The organism is Aeromicrobium duanguangcaii (assembly GCF_024508295.1).
GTDB classification, from domain to species: domain Bacteria; phylum Actinomycetota; class Actinomycetes; order Propionibacteriales; family Nocardioidaceae; genus Aeromicrobium; species Aeromicrobium duanguangcaii.
In genome coordinates this window covers 2,097,928-2,114,226 of sequence record NZ_CP101990.1, presented here as the reverse complement: position 1 = coordinate 2,114,226, position 16,299 = coordinate 2,097,928, and the positions used below count along the sequence as shown (strand labels likewise).

The 16,299-nt window shown below is 70.1% G+C and carries 17 protein-coding genes; 13 read left to right on the top strand and 4 right to left on the bottom strand.

All coding sequences use genetic code 11. The features are described from left to right. Position 1: 1 nt before the first annotated feature. From NP095_RS10405 to NP095_RS10395, 3 genes are read right to left on the bottom strand one after another with little or no spacing between them, the layout of a single operon-like run. Entirely contained in the window at positions 2-586 is a 585-nt protein-coding gene (locus tag NP095_RS10405) for a hypothetical protein (RefSeq protein ID WP_232419024.1), read from the bottom strand. After that, positions 586-2,556 carry a DUF6571 family protein gene (locus tag NP095_RS10400; protein ID WP_232419025.1) on the bottom strand — a complete coding sequence of 657 codons (1,971 nt, stop codon included), beginning with the start codon at positions 2,554-2,556 and terminating at the stop codon, positions 586-588. Before NP095_RS10400 ends, NP095_RS10405 begins: the two co-directional genes overlap by 1 nt. Before the next feature lie 10 nt (positions 2,557-2,566). Then, entirely contained in the window at positions 2,567-2,911 is a 345-nt protein-coding gene (locus tag NP095_RS10395; RefSeq protein ID WP_232419026.1) for a hypothetical protein, read from the bottom strand. Between the two features lie 208 nt (positions 2,912-3,119). Between NP095_RS10395 and NP095_RS10390 the strand changes: the two genes are divergently transcribed. The 4 genes from NP095_RS10390 (at position 3,120) to NP095_RS10375 (ending at position 5,400) form a co-directional block, all read left to right on the top strand. Continuing rightward, on the top strand, positions 3,120-3,425 hold the full coding sequence (locus tag NP095_RS10390) for a WXG100 family type VII secretion target (protein ID WP_154596988.1): 306 nt from the start codon (positions 3,120-3,122) through the stop codon (positions 3,423-3,425). A gap of 17 nt (positions 3,426-3,442) precedes the next feature. Continuing rightward, positions 3,443-4,024 (top strand): DUF6318 family protein, encoded by a 582-nt coding sequence (locus tag NP095_RS10385; RefSeq protein WP_232419027.1) that lies wholly within the window; start codon positions 3,443-3,445, stop codon positions 4,022-4,024. After that, complete coding sequence (locus NP095_RS10380) at positions 3,994-4,929, top strand: PKD domain-containing protein (RefSeq protein WP_232419028.1); 936 nt, start codon at positions 3,994-3,996, stop codon at positions 4,927-4,929. Before NP095_RS10385 ends, NP095_RS10380 begins: the two co-directional genes overlap by 31 nt. A 165-nt stretch (positions 4,930-5,094) precedes the next feature. Beyond that, a complete protein-coding gene (locus tag NP095_RS10375) occupies positions 5,095-5,400 on the top strand; it encodes a WXG100 family type VII secretion target (RefSeq protein ID WP_154596988.1) in 306 nt (101 codons plus the stop codon). A gap of 59 nt (positions 5,401-5,459) precedes the next feature. On the opposite strand, the gene NP095_RS10370 is transcribed toward NP095_RS10375, so the two are convergent. Beyond that, entirely contained in the window at positions 5,460-10,019 is a 4,560-nt protein-coding gene (locus tag NP095_RS10370) for an FtsK/SpoIIIE domain-containing protein (protein ID WP_232419029.1), read from the bottom strand. A gap of 188 nt (positions 10,020-10,207) precedes the next feature. Between NP095_RS10370 and NP095_RS10365 the strand changes: the two genes are divergently transcribed. The 9 genes from NP095_RS10365 to NP095_RS10325 are packed head-to-tail and all read left to right on the top strand — an operon-like array spanning position 10,208 to position 16,281. Further along, positions 10,208-10,978, top strand: a complete 771-nt coding sequence (locus tag NP095_RS10365) for an SAF domain-containing protein (protein WP_232419030.1) — start codon at positions 10,208-10,210, stop codon at positions 10,976-10,978. Next, positions 10,975-11,751, top strand: coding sequence for a P-loop NTPase family protein (locus NP095_RS10360; RefSeq protein WP_232419031.1), 777 nt, complete (start codon positions 10,975-10,977; stop codon positions 11,749-11,751). Before NP095_RS10365 ends, NP095_RS10360 begins: the two co-directional genes overlap by 4 nt. Continuing rightward, positions 11,751-13,058: a CpaF family protein gene (locus tag NP095_RS10355; RefSeq protein ID WP_232419032.1), complete on the top strand. Its 1,308-nt coding sequence runs from the start codon at positions 11,751-11,753 to the stop codon at positions 13,056-13,058. The genes NP095_RS10360 and NP095_RS10355 overlap by 1 nt, the downstream gene beginning before the upstream one ends. Continuing rightward, a complete protein-coding gene (locus NP095_RS10350) occupies positions 13,058-13,915 on the top strand; it encodes a type II secretion system F family protein (protein ID WP_232419033.1) in 858 nt (285 codons plus the stop codon). Before NP095_RS10355 ends, NP095_RS10350 begins: the two co-directional genes overlap by 1 nt. Next, positions 13,912-14,817: a type II secretion system F family protein gene (locus tag NP095_RS10345; protein WP_232419034.1), complete on the top strand. Its 906-nt coding sequence runs from the start codon at positions 13,912-13,914 to the stop codon at positions 14,815-14,817. The genes NP095_RS10350 and NP095_RS10345 overlap by 4 nt, the downstream gene beginning before the upstream one ends. Before the next feature lie 29 nt (positions 14,818-14,846). Then, complete coding sequence (locus NP095_RS10340; protein WP_232419035.1) at positions 14,847-15,050, top strand: Flp family type IVb pilin; 204 nt, start codon at positions 14,847-14,849, stop codon at positions 15,048-15,050. Positions 15,051-15,053: 3 nt separating this feature from the next. Beyond that, positions 15,054-15,446, top strand: coding sequence for a TadE/TadG family type IV pilus assembly protein (locus NP095_RS10335; RefSeq protein ID WP_232419036.1), 393 nt, complete (start codon positions 15,054-15,056; stop codon positions 15,444-15,446). Between the two features lie 32 nt (positions 15,447-15,478). Then, positions 15,479-15,859, top strand: coding sequence for a TadE/TadG family type IV pilus assembly protein (locus tag NP095_RS10330; protein ID WP_232419037.1), 381 nt, complete (start codon positions 15,479-15,481; stop codon positions 15,857-15,859). Between the two features lie 8 nt (positions 15,860-15,867). Beyond that, positions 15,868-16,281: a TadE/TadG family type IV pilus assembly protein gene (locus NP095_RS10325; RefSeq protein WP_232419038.1), complete on the top strand. Its 414-nt coding sequence runs from the start codon at positions 15,868-15,870 to the stop codon at positions 16,279-16,281. Positions 16,282-16,299 lie beyond the last annotated feature (18 nt).

Sequence of the window (16,299 nt, the reverse complement as noted above, 5' to 3'; positions counted from 1 at the left end):
GTCAGGCGTCGGAGGCTCGCTCGACCGCCGTGGGCAGCAGATCGGCGGCACTGACCGCCGGCTCACCGTCGCCGGTGTGGACGACCGTGACCGAGACTGCGAGCTGGTCGTCCACGCGGGCGTAGGCGCGTTCGGTCACTTGCGTGCCGTTCTCGTTCTCCTGTGTCGCGACGAAGCCGAGCTGGCCGTCTGTCAGCGCGTCGAGGCGCTCGAACGTGCCGTTGCGCAAGGTCGTCCCCGCGCACTCGTCGATCATCGCCGCGAGCCGCGTGAACGTGGGCTCGATCATGTCGCTGCCAGAGGCGGGACCCTGGATCGACGACTGCACGAGGCTTCCGTCGGCCAGCTGGTACTCGGCGGAGCGGAACTCCTCGGACACCGCGAGGTTCCACTCGGAGGTCATCGCCGGACAGGTCGTCGCGGTGACCCGCGGCTGGTCGCTGACCGTGACGTCCTCGACCTCGGGCAGGTCGGACCGCTGCAGCAGGCCGGCGGGCTCGTCGTCCTTCGGCTCCGTCTCGTCACCGCATGCGGCGAGGGCGAGCGTCGCCGCGAGAACGGCGGTGACCGCGAGTCGTCGCATCATCACTTCGCCGGCTGGTAGAAGCTCTCGAACGACTCCCGGTACGCGCCCTCGAGGTCGTAGTTGGTCGCGTAGTCGTTCACGCCGTTCATCGCGCTCTGCGTGTACGAGCCCATCTGCTCGGGCGGGATGTCGCCCACGCCGATGAGTCGGCCGTTCTTGAACCAGTGGTCGGGCACCTCGTCGCGCGGGATGACACCGGACTCGACCAGCGAGAGGAACGTGTCGACCTTGAGGCGGTTCGACCCGGCCTCGGCGCGCTTCTCGGCGTTGTCGGTCGCGCCTGCCTCCTCGGAGGCCCACGAGTCGCCCGCGGCATTGGTGCCCAGCTCGGTGGCCTGGCTCCAGCCGTAGTCGAGCAGCTTGCCGCCGACCTCGCCGAGCTGGTCGGCACCGGGCAGCGGGACCATCCCCGCGGCGTCGGACACCAGGTCGATGTAGGCCTGACGCTGGGCGTCGCGGTCGGCGGCGCCCTCGATCTCGACCGTGCCGACGGTGTACTCGGTGAAGCCCTGCAGGGAGGCGTTCCGCTGCAGGATGTCCCGCAGCTCCGTGCGCAGGTTCGGGTCGTCGGGGTTCGCGGCCAGCTCGGCGGCGATGTTGTTGAGCTGGGTCTTCTGGAACCCACCCACGCCCTCGGCGATGCTCTGGGTGCCGTCCTGGGTGCTCATCGCCACGCTCATCAGGGAGTCGAGGTCATCGGTGAACAGGACGGGGTAGTGGTCGAAGTCGCCGAAGTGGTCGAGCGAGAACGGGCCGGAGGTGCCGTCGCCCTCGGCGGGACCATTGCGCAGCGCGCTGTCGACGGCCGGCATGTAGAACTTGAGCAGGTCGGCGATGTGCGGCGAGGCGGCTGTGGCGTCCTCGGCGTTGAAGCCCGGGCTGTTGGCCACCTGGTCCAGGAACCGCGAGACCAGACCGGTGGTGTCCTCGGCGTGGTTCTTCAGGTTGGTGGCATCGGTGCCGATGCCCTCGACGGCGTGCGAGATGCCGCCGTATCCGTCGGCCTCCCACGAGCGGTCGTTGAAGTAGTACTTCTGGCGATCGGGGTCCTCGGTGAAGAAGGTGAGGCCGGCCTGCGGGTTCTCGCCGAAGTTGTGCATGATCGCGGCCATCGGGTCGTCGTACCAGCCACCGTCGCGGCCGGTGTCGAGCGGACCGTGGCCGTTGTGGTTGTACCACCCGGAGGCGTCGAGCATGCCGTCCTTGGACATCTGCTCGAACTCGTCGAGCGTGCGGGCGGCGCCCAGCAGGAAGTCGTCGTGGTAGTTCGTGTCCTGCATGAGGAACGTGAGGATGTTCGCGCCGTTCATGCCCGTCGGGAAGTTCTCCGCGAAGGCGCGCTGCTCCTCGTCGGTCAGCAGGGGCGCGACGCTGTAGCGCACGAGATCGCGACCGAACTGCTCGGCGGGGAATCCCGGATCGTTCGAGGCGGTGGACAGGCCGGTGCGCAGGCGCTCGGCCAGGTCGGCGTAGGCGTCGGGATCGCCGGAGCCGCCGTATCCCATCAGGGAGGAGATGTTCGCCATCGCGCCGACGGTGCCGTCGGGACCGAGTTTGAGGAACATCGACGACATGACGTCGCCGTCCTTGTTCCACGTCTCGAGCATCGCGGTGATGCGAGCGATCTCGTCGGGGTCGGTCTTGTGGTCCAGGTCGGAAACGGAGTCGGCGAGCTCCTGTCCGAGCATCTCCTTGACGCCGGACAGGGTGTCGTTGACGACGGTGTAGCTGGCACTGCCGGTGCCCTTCGTGTCCAGCAGGATCGCCAGATCGCGCCGGGTGGTCAGGTCCTCGAGGTGGTCGCGGATCCACTGCGACTTCTTGCCCACCGTGCCGTCGGCCAGCGAGGGCAGGCTGATGGGGGAGGCCGACCGCGCCGCGGCGCTCTGGGAGTCGATGGAGGAGGCGAGGTCCTCGGCGGCGGTGATGGCCGCGCCGATCATGTCGATGTCGATCTTGACGGTCGTCATGGCAGGGGCCTCAGTACATGTTCCGCATGCGCCACTGTCGGGGCCAGTTGGTGCCCCGCCAGTCGTTTTCGGGAACCTTGTCCGGCTCGGTGCCGATCCGTGCCGAGATCGTGGAGACGGCGTCGTCGAACGCCTCGTTGATGCCGGCGCACTGGTCCTTCAGCTCGGTGATCCAGGTGTCGGCCTCCTTGCAGACCCACCCGCCGTTCGCCAACGGGTTCGCGATCGCGTCGAGGGGAGACCCGTAACCGGAATGCACGTTGTCGCCGCAGGTGGCCACCGTCGTCTTCGCCGACTGCAGCGTCGAACGGAACAGGTTGGGCTCGGTCTTGTCCTCGGTCTCTTCAGGCGTCATCGATTCCCCCGGCTGATGGTGTGCTCTCGCAGAGCAGACTACAGAGAGACGAGGCATTCGTCCTGCAGACATGGTCACAACGGGCCATGTGAACATGGTCGCTTCGTGCTGCCGTCCTCGCGATCTCCGCTACTATCGTGCTTCATTACTGACAGTCCCTGTGTTCGAGTGGTTTCGGGGGGACGAACCGACGGAGGAGTCACAACTCATGGTGCAAGCTCGGATCGAAGATCTCTACGCGCTGTACAACACGTTGAACAAGTCGATGCAGGAAACCGACACGATGATCAACAACGTGGACGCGTCGCTGAACCAGGCGAACGAGGAGTGGCAGTCCACCGGCGCCAAGGAGTTCAACGAGGCCTGGGTGCAGTTCAAGCAGGCTCTGACCCAGCTGTGCCAGGCGTTCTCCAACGCCGGAACCGACGTGGCGTTCCAGCACAACAAGTTCGCCGAGGGCGCCAAGGAAGCCGATCAGCACCCCGTGCTGACGCCCCTGCAGTCGCCCCGCTGATCGGAGCCGGAGCAAGGATGCGCAGGCTTCTGACCGCCGCCGCCGTGGTGGTGCTGGGTCTCGGAACCGCCGCCTGTGGCGGTGGCGAGGACGATCCGGCTCCGCCGCGTGCGTCGGCGTCGGCGAGTGCGTCGGCCACGGCCACGACCGAGCCCAGCTGGGCGCCGGACGCCAAGCCGCAGCGGCCCGCCGATGAGAAGACCGACGCGGGCGCGCAGGCGTTCGCCGAGTTCGCCGCCGACACGGTCTTCTACATGATGGCCACCTCGGACGTGCCCGCGATGGCCTCGATCGCGGATCTCAACACCTGCGACACGTGCCGGAGTTGGGACCAGAACTACACGGACGGCAAGATCAACAAGCAGTCGATCCTCTCGGGGCCGGTGACCTACCGGCCGGCCGGGAAGCCGACCGTGAACGACGACGTGTACTACCAGGTGAAGCTCTCGATGGACGTGCCGAAGGGCAAGTCCGTCGTCGAGGAGCCGGACGGATCGAAGAAGGCCGAGACGATCAAGGCAGCCAAGAACCTGCCGTTCGTGGCCGATCTGCGGTGGAAGGACGACCAGTGGCAACTCATGCGCTATTCGCTGGGCTGAGGACGCTTCGCCAGGGCCTGTCGGCCTCGGCGCTCGCCCTCGTGATCGTGCTGGGCACGGCGGTGGCCAGCCATGCCGACCCCGACTGGACCGGTGAGAACACCGGCGGCGGCACCGACGTCGGCGGCGTGGAGGATGGCCAGAACGGCACGCCGGGCGGCACGCCGGGTGTCGGCGGCGGCACGAAGATCTCCATCCCCGGTCCGTGGACGCAGCGCATCTACGTGCCGGCCTGTGACGCCAACTCGGTCCGCGCCACCGGCCCCGGCGTGAGCGACTACGAGACCGTCGGCGACGTCCTGTGCACGCACTTCGAGGCGTCGTGCCCGGGTGACGGCACCAACCGCTGGTACGTGTACGAGCGGCCGATGGGTGCCGACAACCGCGCGACCCGTGAGAACTTCACCTCCGAGGGCACCGTGTGCCGCTCGCGTCCCGACCCGTCCGAGTCCGAGCCGCCGACCATCACGGTGGGCGACATCATGGACAAGGCACGCGCGTTGGCGCCCACGCCGACGTTCGTGATCGAGCCGGCGGCCAAGTCCTACGTGAACGTCCCGACGAACTTCGCCGCGAACGTCGAGCCGGTCACCGTGAACGTGGTGGTCCTGGGCTTCACGATCCCGGTCGACTTCGTGCCGGGCGACGTGACCTGGAGCTTCGGTGACGGGACCTCCGACACGGGACTGGGCGTCCGCAACGCATCGGTCGGCCAGGCCGACGCGGTCGAGCATGCGTACACGCGGTCGGGCGACTACAACGTCGGAGTGACGGTCGGCTACACGGCGCGCATCAACGTGCCCAACGGCGAGCCGATCGTCATGCCGACGCCGATCAGCCGCACCGCCGCGCCCCAGGCGCTGACCGTCGGCGAGATCCAGTCGGTCGTCACCGAGGTTGACTGACACCGCGCTCGCGCTTGTTCGATCCCCGCCCCCACGGGAACGGGGGGATCGTCGTCTTTTCGGCATCTCTCGGGCTGCTGCGGACAGAACTGTCCATTACGCTCATGGCCAGCATCTTGGTCCCGTGAGTTCACTCGGGGACGAACCGACGAAGGAGAGATAGCCATGGTGCAAGCTCGGATCGAAGACCTCTACGCGCTGTACAACACGTTGAACAAGTCGATGCAGGAAACCGACACGATGATCAACAACGTGGACGCGTCGCTGAACCAGGCGAACGAGGAGTGGCAGTCCACGGGCGCCAAGGAGTTCAACGAGGCGTGGGTGCAGTTCAAGCAGGCTCTGACCCAGTTGTGCCAGGCGTTCTCCAACGCCGGTACCGACGTGGCGTTCCAGCACAACAAGTTCGCCGAGGGTGCCAAGGAAGCCGATCAGCACCCCGTGCTGACGCCCCTGCAGTCGCCCCGCTGACCCTGTTTCTCGATGGAGAGGCCCCGGACCATCGGTCCGGGGCCTTCCTCGTGCGCGGCTCAGGCCTTGGGCACCTGGATCCACCGGTAGCCGGTGGGGTTGATCAGCAGACCGCGGCCGGGCGGCACGGCAGCGCCGACCGAGCGGGGCAGCCGCGCGTTCAGCACGTCGCCGTCGTTGGACGCCCGCGGCGACAGGACCAGGCCGGTGCGGCCGCGCTTGAGATCGGCCGGCAGGCCTCGGTAGACCGCGCCCAGCTCGTCGATGCCGCCGGCGATGATCATCGCGTTGGGAGTGTCGCGCATGGCGCCGTAGGTCTCTCCCAGCAGCTGGCCCAGGGGTGAGTCGGCGCCGACGACCTCGAAGTCGTCGACGACCACGAGGTGCTGGGTGCGCAGCCGCGACAGTGCCTCGCGGATCTCGTCGATGGGCTCGGAGCCGGTGAAGAGCTGCAGCCGCCGGTCGTCGAGGTCGCGCAGGGGCGAGCGCCGCGGGGCGATCACCAGGACGTCCCGACGGTGGTTCAGATGCTCGTTGACGGGGATGAGCAGGGCCGAGCTGCGGCCGGAGCGAGGCGGGCCGGCCACCAGGAAGCCGGGGCCCGTCACGAGCGGGTCGAAGCCCTCCAGGCTCAGGGTGTCGCCGCCCACACCGATCGGGATGAAGCTGGGGCTGAGCGCGGCATCCGACGGCTCGAAGCCGAGGGCCTCGTCGAGACTGACCGCCACCGGCAGCTCGTCGATGCGGTGCGGCCGCAGACCGCGCGGCAGGTCACCGTACCGCTCGGAGACCTGACGTCCCAGCTCGTGGATCGCGCGGACCTGGGCGGTGCCCTCGCCGGAGGCGTCGATCATGGCGAACTGGACCTCCTGCGGGCGCTCGCCGGCCCGGAAGCCGCGGCCCGGCGGGATGTGCGCGGGCACCTGCTTGGTGGGCAGGCCCACCACCGAGAAGTCAGAGGGGTCGCTCATCGACAGCACGATCCGGTCGTCCACCAGCAGCGAGTAGCGTCCGAGGATGCCGGAGCGGTCGGCGCCGATCACGATCCGGATGCCGGCGCCGACACCCTCCTGCAGGAGGCCGACGAGCCGTTCGAGCAGCACGCCGCCGTCGACGGACTCGAACGCCGTGGTGAAGCCCTCGAGGCGGTCGAGCAGGACGACCAGATACGGCATGCGATCCGGTCCCTCGACGGCCGCACGCTGCTCGGCGATGTCGGCGAAGCCCTGCTCGGCCAGCGCCTGCTGGCGCTTGGTCAGCTCCTGGCCGAGGTGGGCGAACAGCCGGAAGATCCGGTCCGTCTGCGTGCGGGTGACGACGGCGCCGACGTGCGGCAGCGACATGAGCGGGAGCAGGGCGTTGTTTCCGGCGTCGATGCCGAAGATGTGGACGTCGCTCGGCGCCGTCTGGCGCGCGATCGCGGCGGCGATCGTCCGCAGCGACCAGGAGCGGCCCGACCGCGACTGTCCGGCGATCACCAGGTGGCCGGCCCGCTGCAGGTCCCAGCTCGCGACCTCCTGCTGCTGCAGGTGGGGCAGGTCGCCCCGGCCGAAGACGATCGGCGGGATGTCGGCCTGCTCGCCGACGGCGGGAGCCGGCTCGACCTCGAGGTCGTCGAGCGTGAGCGTCTCGGGCAGCGGCGGCAGCCAGGGCTTGCGCATCGGCTCGAGCCCGATGAGGTCGTTGGCCTCACGGACCGCGCCGACCAGCGTCGCGAGGTCGGTCGGGATCGACACGTCCTCCTCGCCGTCCCCGGCGGTCTTCGGCGGAGCCACGAGCTCGTCGATCCCGAACCCGCGCGACCGCAGCTCGGCACGCTCGTCGCCGACCGGTCGGCCGCCGACGCGTGAGCTCTGGAAGGGGGTGAGGGACGAGTGGCCCAGTCGCGCGTAGGCACGGCCCGGGAACGACTTGGGGATCTCGGCGGCGACCTTGGACTCGATGACGTCGTCGGAGTCGTTGGCGTCGGTCACGCGCAGGGCGAGGCGCAGGTTGGTGTTCGACTTGATCTCGGCGTTGACCACGCCGGCGGGCCGCTGCGTGGCCAGGATCAGGTGGACGCCGAGCGAGCGGCCCCGCCGGGCGACGTCGACCAGTCCGGTGACGAAGTCGGGCAGCTCGGCCACGAGCGCCGCGAACTCGTCGATGATGATCAGCAGTCGGGGCATCGGCTCGTCGCCTGGCTGACGTGCGGCCAGGTAGTCCTCGATGTCCTTGGCCTGGGCGTCGGCCAGCTGGTGCTCGCGCCGGCGCAGCTCGGCGCCGAGCGACTCGAGGGCACGGGTCGTGAGGTGACCGTCGAGGTCGGTGACCATGCCGACCGTGTGGGGCAGGTGCTGGCAGTCCATGAACGCCGCGCCGCCCTTGTAGTCGATCAGGACGAAGTTGAACTCGTCGGGACGGTTCCCGACGGCCAGCGACGCGATGATCGTCTGGAGCAGCTCGGACTTGCCCGAGCCGGTGGTGCCCGCGATGAGGCCGTGCGGTCCGTCCGCGCGGACGTCGATCCGGAAGGGCCCGTCGAGTCCCTCGCCGATGACGGCCTTCGTCGTGCGGCCGCCGCCGGACCAGACCCGGACGAGGTCCTGACCGGTGGGGGAGTCGAGGCCGAGCACGTCCAGCAGGCGGCTGGCGGCGGGCAGGCTGGAGCTGAGGTCCTCGGTGCTGACGTCCCGGATGGGGGAGAGGGCCCGACCGAGGCGCTCGAGCCAGGCCAGGTCGACGATGTCGCGGCGGACGCCGTCGATGTGCCGCTCGGCGGTGGTCTCGAGGTCGAGCAGCTCGCCGTGCAGCTCGACGACGGCGCGGCACTCCTCCGGCAGCTCACGCGCCGTGCGGTCGAGGCAGATGAAGTAGACGTGCACGAACGCGCCCATCTTCAGCAGCGAGGTCATGCCCGGCGCCATGCGCAGCTCGCGGGCGCCGTCGAGCACCACGACGATCGACGGCAGCGACTCACGCTCGTCGGTGTCCAGCTCCTTGCGGCGTTCGACGATCGCCGACAGCTCCGAGATCATGCTCGCGCGGTCGTCCTCGTCGATCGCCAGCCGGGCGGCGCGGGGATGGTCCTCGCTGGTGCGTGCATGGGGCAGCCACTTGGTCCACTCCCACGCCGTGGCGTTCGTGCGGTCGGTGAAGACCCACAGTGACGCATCGGTCGGCGAGTGCAGGGAGGCCACCTGCGCGACGAGCCAGGAGGTCGTCGTGAGGCACTCGTCCTGCGGCCCGCAGATGCCCAGCACGGCCGTGGGCGCCAGCGGCACGACGACCGGGACGTCGGGCGCGGTCCAGCGCAGGGGGCCCTCGTGCTGCTCGCGGGTGGAGTCCTTGACGATGACGTCCGAGGGCAGGTCGCTCGTGCCGAGGCGCAGCTCGAGGAAGTCGGGGTCCCAGCGGCGACGCTCCCACAGGCGCGAGCGCGGTCCGGTCGCGAACAGCAGGACCGAGGCCGGGTCGGGGTAGATCGAACGGCGCTGGCCGCGCTCGGACGTCAGTGACTGGACGGCGGCCTTCTCGACGTCGGCGCGGCGACGGTGGAACTCGGCCAGCTGCTCCTGGTAGCGGACCTTCTGCTGGCGCCGGGTGCCCGTGGCGTTCAGCAGCATCATGATCGGCATCAGGATCATGAACATGAGCGAGAAGATCGAGCCGGTGCGCCAGTACATGAAGCCGCTCATCACCATGGGCGAGAGCATCATGATGACCGGGATCGGCGACTTGTCGGGCCGCTTGGGCTCGCTGGGCAGCGAGAACTCGCTGGTGCGCGCCGGCGGATGCAGGCGCGGGGGACGGTTGTAGTCCAGCTCGGGTCCGGTCGCCGAGGGCGACAGGGACGCGTCCGGGGCGCTGACGGTGCCGAGCTCGAACAGGACGTTCGCGACGCCCAGCACGGCGCCGGCGTTCCAGGTGACCGGCGCGGTGACGGGCTCGCGGTCGAGCCGCACGAGCGGCAGCGGTGCGCCGGGATCGACCTGGCGGCCCTGCTGCAGCGCGCTCAGGCCCGGGCGCTTGCGGCGCCACCGGCGGCGCTGGCGGGTGGCGACGCTCGCCGCCAGCACGATCGGCTCGTTCGGCGGCTCGCGTCGGGCCGGGACGGGCACCGTGAGCTCACGGGCCGACTCGTCGGCCGTGACCTCGACCGCGCCGTGGGCGTCGACCTCGAGCCGCGCGGCGATCTCGGGAGCGCCGGCGACCCGGATGGCGCAGTGCTCGGCCGAGCCGATGGTCCAGGTGCCGATGCCGAGGCGGTGGACGCGGCCCGCGCCCTGCCCCGAGCTGACCCGCACCTCGACCAGGCCCTGCGGCTCCTGAGCGCGGTGCCGGCTGGGGCCGCCCAGCCCCACGACCGCGCCATGGCGGATGCCCGCGGTCGCGAGCGTCGCCTCGGGGTCGAGTCGCCGCGACCCCAGGTACAGGCCGGGGCCGGTGCGGGCGCTGCCCCCCTCACGGCGTGCGTCGAGGTCGATGACGTCGGCGACGTCGGCGTGGACGGGCCGGTGGCCGAAGAGCTGCTGCAGGAGGGATTCGAGGTCCCCGACCGTGCTCGCAGCGGAATAGGCGACGATCGCGTCGCGACTTTCCCCGGACGTGGCCGCCTCCGCCGTGACGAGCAATCGCATGGGTCACAGGGTAGAGGGTGACGGGTGGTGCCGCGGTGTGACGCAATTGACTCGATCACCTGCTCTTGGACAGGACGACACCGCCTGATAGGGCTAGGCTGTGCTGGTTCGTGTGGGGGGCTACGCGAGGGAAACGCATCACGGTCACCCCCGGGAACGCACCACCAGTCTGCGAGGGAGACCACTTCATGGCGATGCGTACCACCACCGAGTCGGTGAGCGACGCGGTCCAGGACCGCCAGCGCGCCCGGACCGCAAGGGGAGTCGGAGGACGGGCCGCGCCCGGCGCCTCCCGCCCGTCGCCGCCGCGTCGCCGGCGCCCCGCCTTCGCGCTGCTCGGTGTGCTGCTGATCGTCGGCGGAGCCGCTCTGGCCGGCCTGCTGGCGTTGCGGATGGACTCGCGTGATCCCGTGCTGGTGCTGCGGTCCGACGTGCCGGCGGGCACCGAGATCACCCGCGACATCCTCGGTGAGGCCAACGTGTCGTCGGACTCCAACCTGATCGTTCCCTCGGGAGCCCTGTCGAGTGTCCTGGGCACCTACGCCAAGGTCCCGCTGAGCAAGGGCCAGCTGCTCGACACCTCGATGCTCGTGCGCACCAACCCCCTCGGTGGCGGCAAGCACGCCGAGGTCGCGGTGCCGGTGGTCGAGGGCCGGGCGCCCGACGGCCTCGACTCCGGCGACCTGGTGCGTGTCGTGCGCATCGGCGAGAGCGGCACCCCGAGCGTGCCGCTGGCGCTCGCCCTGGTCCTGCGCGCGCCGGTCGAGTCCGGTGGCGGTGGCGTGCTCGGCGGTGGCGGCGACTCCAAGGGCTCCGCCGCCACGCTGCTGGTCCCCGTCGACATCGCCGACGCGATCGTCGACGCCGCCGGCAACAACCGGATCGGCATGTCGCTGATCGACCGCGGGGTGGCGGTGACCGACTCCGACCGGCTCCGCAACCTGGCGGTGACCCGATGACGCTCATCAGCTTCGTCTCGGCCAAGGGCTCTCCGGGCGTCAGCACCGCGGTGATCGGCCTGGCCGCCCGCTGGCCCGAGCCCGTCGTCGTGGCCGACCTCGACCCGATCGGGGGCGACGTCGCCACCCGCGAGCGCGATGCGGACGACCATGCCCTCCAGGAGCATCGCGGGCTGGTCTCGCTGGGCGCCGCCGTGCGCGCCGGCGACGAGGTCTCCTTGGCCGACCACCTGCAGCAGACCCGCGACGGCGTGGACGTGCTGGTGGGCGCGTCCGGTCCGCGCCAGGCCCAGAGCCTCGGGCCCGCCTGGCCGCACCTGCAGCGCACCCTGCGCGGGTACCCCGGTGACGTCCTCGCGGACGCCGGCCGGTTCGTGCCGGGGTCCCCGGCCAGCCCCGTCGTCGAGGGATCCGACGCCGTGATCTTCCTCGTCCGGTCCGAGATCGCCGCCGTGGCTCACCTGCGCGACCGACTCGCGACGGTGCGTGAGCCCTGGAACCTGGGCCGTCCCGGTTCCATCGGGGTCGGCGTCGTCGTCGTCGGCGATCCCCGGGACAAGCGGGCCGTCGACGACATCGGCCGCCTGCTGGCCGCCTCGGAGCTCGACGTCACGATGCTCGGCACCATCGCCCACGACCCGAAGGTGGTCCTGCGCGGTCCGGCCTCGTCGTCGCGCGTCGTGCAGCGCTCGCTGTTCTCGCGCTCGATCGTCGACATCGTGCCCCGCATCCGTGCCTTCGCGGCTCCGTCGACCGTCGGACAGGAGATCTGATGGACCAGCAGCTGCTGCGCAACCTGCGCGAGGAAGTCGCCGACACGCTGGCCCGTCAGCGCCGCGAGGATGCGGCCGCCGGACTGCCGGCGATGTCCAGCGAGGACGAGCGCCAGTTCGCCCGGGCGATCATCGCGCGGGTGCTGGAGTCGTACGCACGCCAGGAGATCGCCGCCGGACGCACCCCGCTGTCGCACGCCGAGGAGGCCGAGCTGGCCGACGGCATCCACGCCGCTCTGTACGGCGTGGGCCGCCTCCAGCCGCTGCTGGACGACCCCGAGGTCGAGAACATCGACATCAACGGCTGCGACAACGTCTTCGTCGGCTACTCCAACGGCGAGGAGAAGCGCATGCCTCCCGTCGCCGACAGCGACGACGAGCTCGTCGAGCTGGTGCAGGTCCTGGGCGCCTACTCGGGCCTGACCAGCCGCCCGTTCGACACGGCCAACCCGCAGCTCGACCTGCGCCTGCCCGACGGCAGCCGCCTGTCGGCCGTCATGGGCGTCACGCAGCGTCCGTCGCTGTCGATCCGTCGCTCGCGGCTGAGCCGGGTCTCGCTCGACATGCTGGTCGAGAGCGGCACGATGACGCCCGAGCTGGCGTCGTTCCTGTCGGCCGCCGTCGCCGCGCGCAAGAACATCATGATCGCGGGAGCGACGAACGCCGGCAAGACCACACTGCTGCGCGCGCTGGCCAACGAGATCCCGCCGCACGAGCGGCTGATCACGGTCGAGCGCGCGCTGGAGCTGGGCCTGGGCGAGTTCCCCGACCTGCACCCCAACGTCGTCGCGTTCGAGGAGCGGCTCCCGAACTCCGAGGGCCAGGGCATGATCGCGATGTCCGAGCTGGTGCGCCGGTCGCTGCGCATGAACCCCAGCCGGGTCATCGTCGGTGAGGTGCTCGGTGACGAGATCGTCACGATGCTCAACGCGATGAGCCAGGGCAACGACGGCTCGCTGTCGACGATCCACGCGAACTCCTCGCTCGAGGTGTTCAACCGCATCTGCACCTACGCGATCCAGTCCAAGGAGCGCCTGCCCGCCGACGCCACGATGATGCTGATCGCCGGCGCGATCGACTTCGTGATCTTCGTCCAGCGCCGCAACGAGTACAACAGCGGCGGCGGACTCCGTCGTGTCATCACCTCCGTCCGTGAGGTCAACGGCGTGGACGGCCGCGTGCTGTCCAGCGAGGTCTTCGCCGAGGGCGAGGACGGCGTGGCGCACGCCGCTGCGGCCGTCAGCTGCATCGAGGACCTCCAGGAGCACGGCTACCGCCCGACGGCGTACGAGGGATCGGCGTACTGATGGGCGCCCAGACTCTGACCATCATGCTCCTCGGCGCCCTCATCGGCGCCGGGGTGCTGTTGGTCGTGTACGGGATGTCCGAGCAGGAGGAGGCGCCGGTGCGGGCGCCGTCGAAGTCGCTGCGCTCCCGTATCGAGGGTCGGTCCCGACGACTGCTGTACGCCGTCGTGGCGGGCCTGGCGATCCTGCTGCTGACGTCGTGGCCCGTCCTGGCCGTGGCCGTGGGCCTGCTCGTGTGGTTCGGCCCCCAGCTGTTCGGTGGCGTCGCCAGTGAGAAGCGCGCGATGTCGCGGCTCGAGGGACTCGCGGCCTGGACGGAGTCGCTGCGCGACACCATCGCCGGCGCCGTCGGCCTCGAGCAGGCGATCCCGGCCACCGCCTATGCCGCCTCGCCTTCGATCCAGCCCGCCCTGATCCGGCTGACCGACCGGTTGCGCGTGCGCACCAACCTCTCCACCGCGCTGCAGGGATTCGCGGACGACATCGACGACCCGAGTGCCGACCTCATCGTGGCGGCGCTCATCCTCAACGCCCGCCTGCGTGGTCCGGGCCTGCGCGACGTGCTCTCGTCGCTGGCTCGTTCCGCCCGAGCCGAGCTCGACATGCGTCGGCGCATCGCTGCCAGCCGGTCCAGCACGCGGCGAAGCGTCCAGATCGTCATGGCGGTCACGGTGCTGTTCGTCCTGGCGCTCTCGATCTTCAACCGCTCGTACGTCGAGCCGTACTCGTCGCCGATCGGTCAGGTCGTCCTCGTGCTCGTCATCATGCTCTTCGGTGCCGGGTTCTTCTGGATGCGCCGCCTCTCGGAGTTCCAGATGCCCGAACGGTTCCTCCTGGCGAAGCAGGAGACGCGATGACTCTCATTCTGTTGTTCGGCGCGGTCGCCGGCGCCGGCGTGTGGTTGCTGCTCAGCCGCTCGCCCGTGCTCGGCTCCACCGCGGCCTCCGAGCTGGCCCGCCTCGATGCCCAGCGTCGTCGCGGCAGTGTGCGTCCCTCGTTGCGCTCCGCGGATGACGAGGACAGCGTCTCGCAGCGGGTCGGCACCCGCCTGGCCGCCTTCCTGGCCGACCGGGGGATCGAGCTGCCCGTGACGATCCAGTCCGATCTGGCCGTCGTCGGCAAGTCCGTCGAGAGCCATCTGGGCTCCACCCTGGCCGCGGCGATCGTGGGTGCCTTCGCGCCGGCGATCGCGATGGGACCGATGATGTTCTTCGGTCTCGTCAGCCCCGTGCTTCCGGCCTGGCTGGCCATCGTGGGCGCCCTGGGCGGCGCCGTCCTGGCGCAGGTGCAGCTGCACTCCGAGGCGACCGAGCGCCGTCGGGACTTCCGGCACGTGGTCAGCGCGTTCCTCGACCTGGTGTCGATGAACCTCGCGGGTGGCCGAGGCGTGCCCGAGGCCCTCGTGGCCGCCGCCGGCGTCAGCCAGGGCTGGGGCATGGTCCGGCTGAGCGAGACGATCAACAACGCTCGGCTGCAGGGCATCACCCCGTGGAGCGCGCTGGGCCGTCTCGGTGACGAGATGAAGGTCGAGGAGTTGCGCGACCTCGCCGCCGCCCTGGCCCTGGTGGCCGAGGACGGTGCCAAGGTGCGCGACTCCCTCACGGCGCGAGCCGCCTCGATGCGCCAGCGCGAATTGGCCGACTCCGAGACTCGCGCCCAGGAGCGGTCTCAGTCGATGCTGATCGCACAACTCCTGCTGGCCGCCGGCTTCCTCGTCTTCCTGATCTTCCCGGCGCTGGCAGGCATCACCGGGCTCTGAACACACCGCACCCATCGAAGGAGAAGAACATGTTCCATCCCGCCATCGGTTTCCTGGCCACCATGCTCGGCGCCCGTATCGACCGTGCTCGCCGTGAAGAGGGCGCCTCGGCCGTCGAGTGGGTCGTCATCGCGGCCATCCTCGTCGGCATCTGTGGCGTCGTCGCGGGCATCCTCGTGGGCGCCCTCCAGGGCAAGGCCGGCGAGATCGGCAGCGAGATCGAGGGCGCCTGACTCATGCGCGCACGAGCACGGGACGAGAAGGGGGCCAGCGTCATCGAGCTGGTCCTCTACACCCCCCTGCTCATGATCGCGATGATTCTCACGATCCAGTTCTCGCTGACCTACCTCGCCAAGCAGTCGGCCAGCGCCGCAGCACGGGAGGCGGCCCGGGTCGCCCGTGTCACCGGCGACGCCGAGATGGGGCGGGCCAAGGGCGCCTCCTCGGCGGCGTCGCTGGGCAAAGGGCTGCTCATGAACCCCGAGGTCCAGGTCGCCCGGGTCGGCGACAACATGCGCGCCACCGTGTCCGGGAAGGCGAACCAGTTACTGCCGTTCTTCGACCCGCCGCGGGTCACCGAGGTCGTGCAGGGCCGGATCGAGCAGTTCCAGGAAGACGGTGCCCCGTGAGGACGCCGCGTTCACTGCGTGAGCAAGGGTCGATGTCGGTCGAGATCGTGCTCATGGTCCCGATCCTGGTGATGTTCACGCTGCTGGTCCTGGCCGGTGGGCGCTACGTCTCGGTCCGGGCCGACATCGACGCCGCTGCGCGCGACGCGGCGCGTGCGGCCTCGTTCGAACGCAGTGAGTCGGCGGCGCGTGCGGCCGCGCTGGCGGCGGCCAACGCCAGCGACGTCAACGACAGCTTCTCGTCGTGCGAGGTCGCGGGGATCGACGGCAGCTTCGAGGCCGGGGGAGTGATCACGGTGACGATCCGGTGCAGCGTGGACAACCGGGGCCTCGGCCTCGTGGGGCTCAGCGGCAGTCGTGACTTCACCTCCAGCAGCAGTGCCCCCATCGACCAGTACCGGAGGTTCGGATGAGAAGGCGCGTGTCCACCCGCCGCGAGCGCGGCGGGGCCACGATCTTCGTGTTGTCCATGTCGGTCGTGCTCATGCTGTGCGCCGGCCTCGTCGTCGACGGCGGCATGGGCATCAACGCCCGGATGCGGGTCGCGGACGACGCTGAGCAGGCGGCGCGTGCCGGTGCCAACGCCGTCAACATCGAGGCGTTGCGCAGCGGTGGCGACCTGGTCATCGATCCGGACCTGGCCCGCTCCAACGCCGAGCAGTACCTGGCCGCCCGCGGATACGACGCGGGTCAGGTCGAGGTCGAGGTGAGCGCCGACGCCAACTCCGTCGGCGTCCGCCTGAGCGACACCAGCGAAACGACGATGCTCAAGATCATCGGCATCAACCAGTACCCGGTCTCGGCGCGCGCCACGGCGACCGCGGCGACGTCCTGATCACGAGGAGACCTTCCC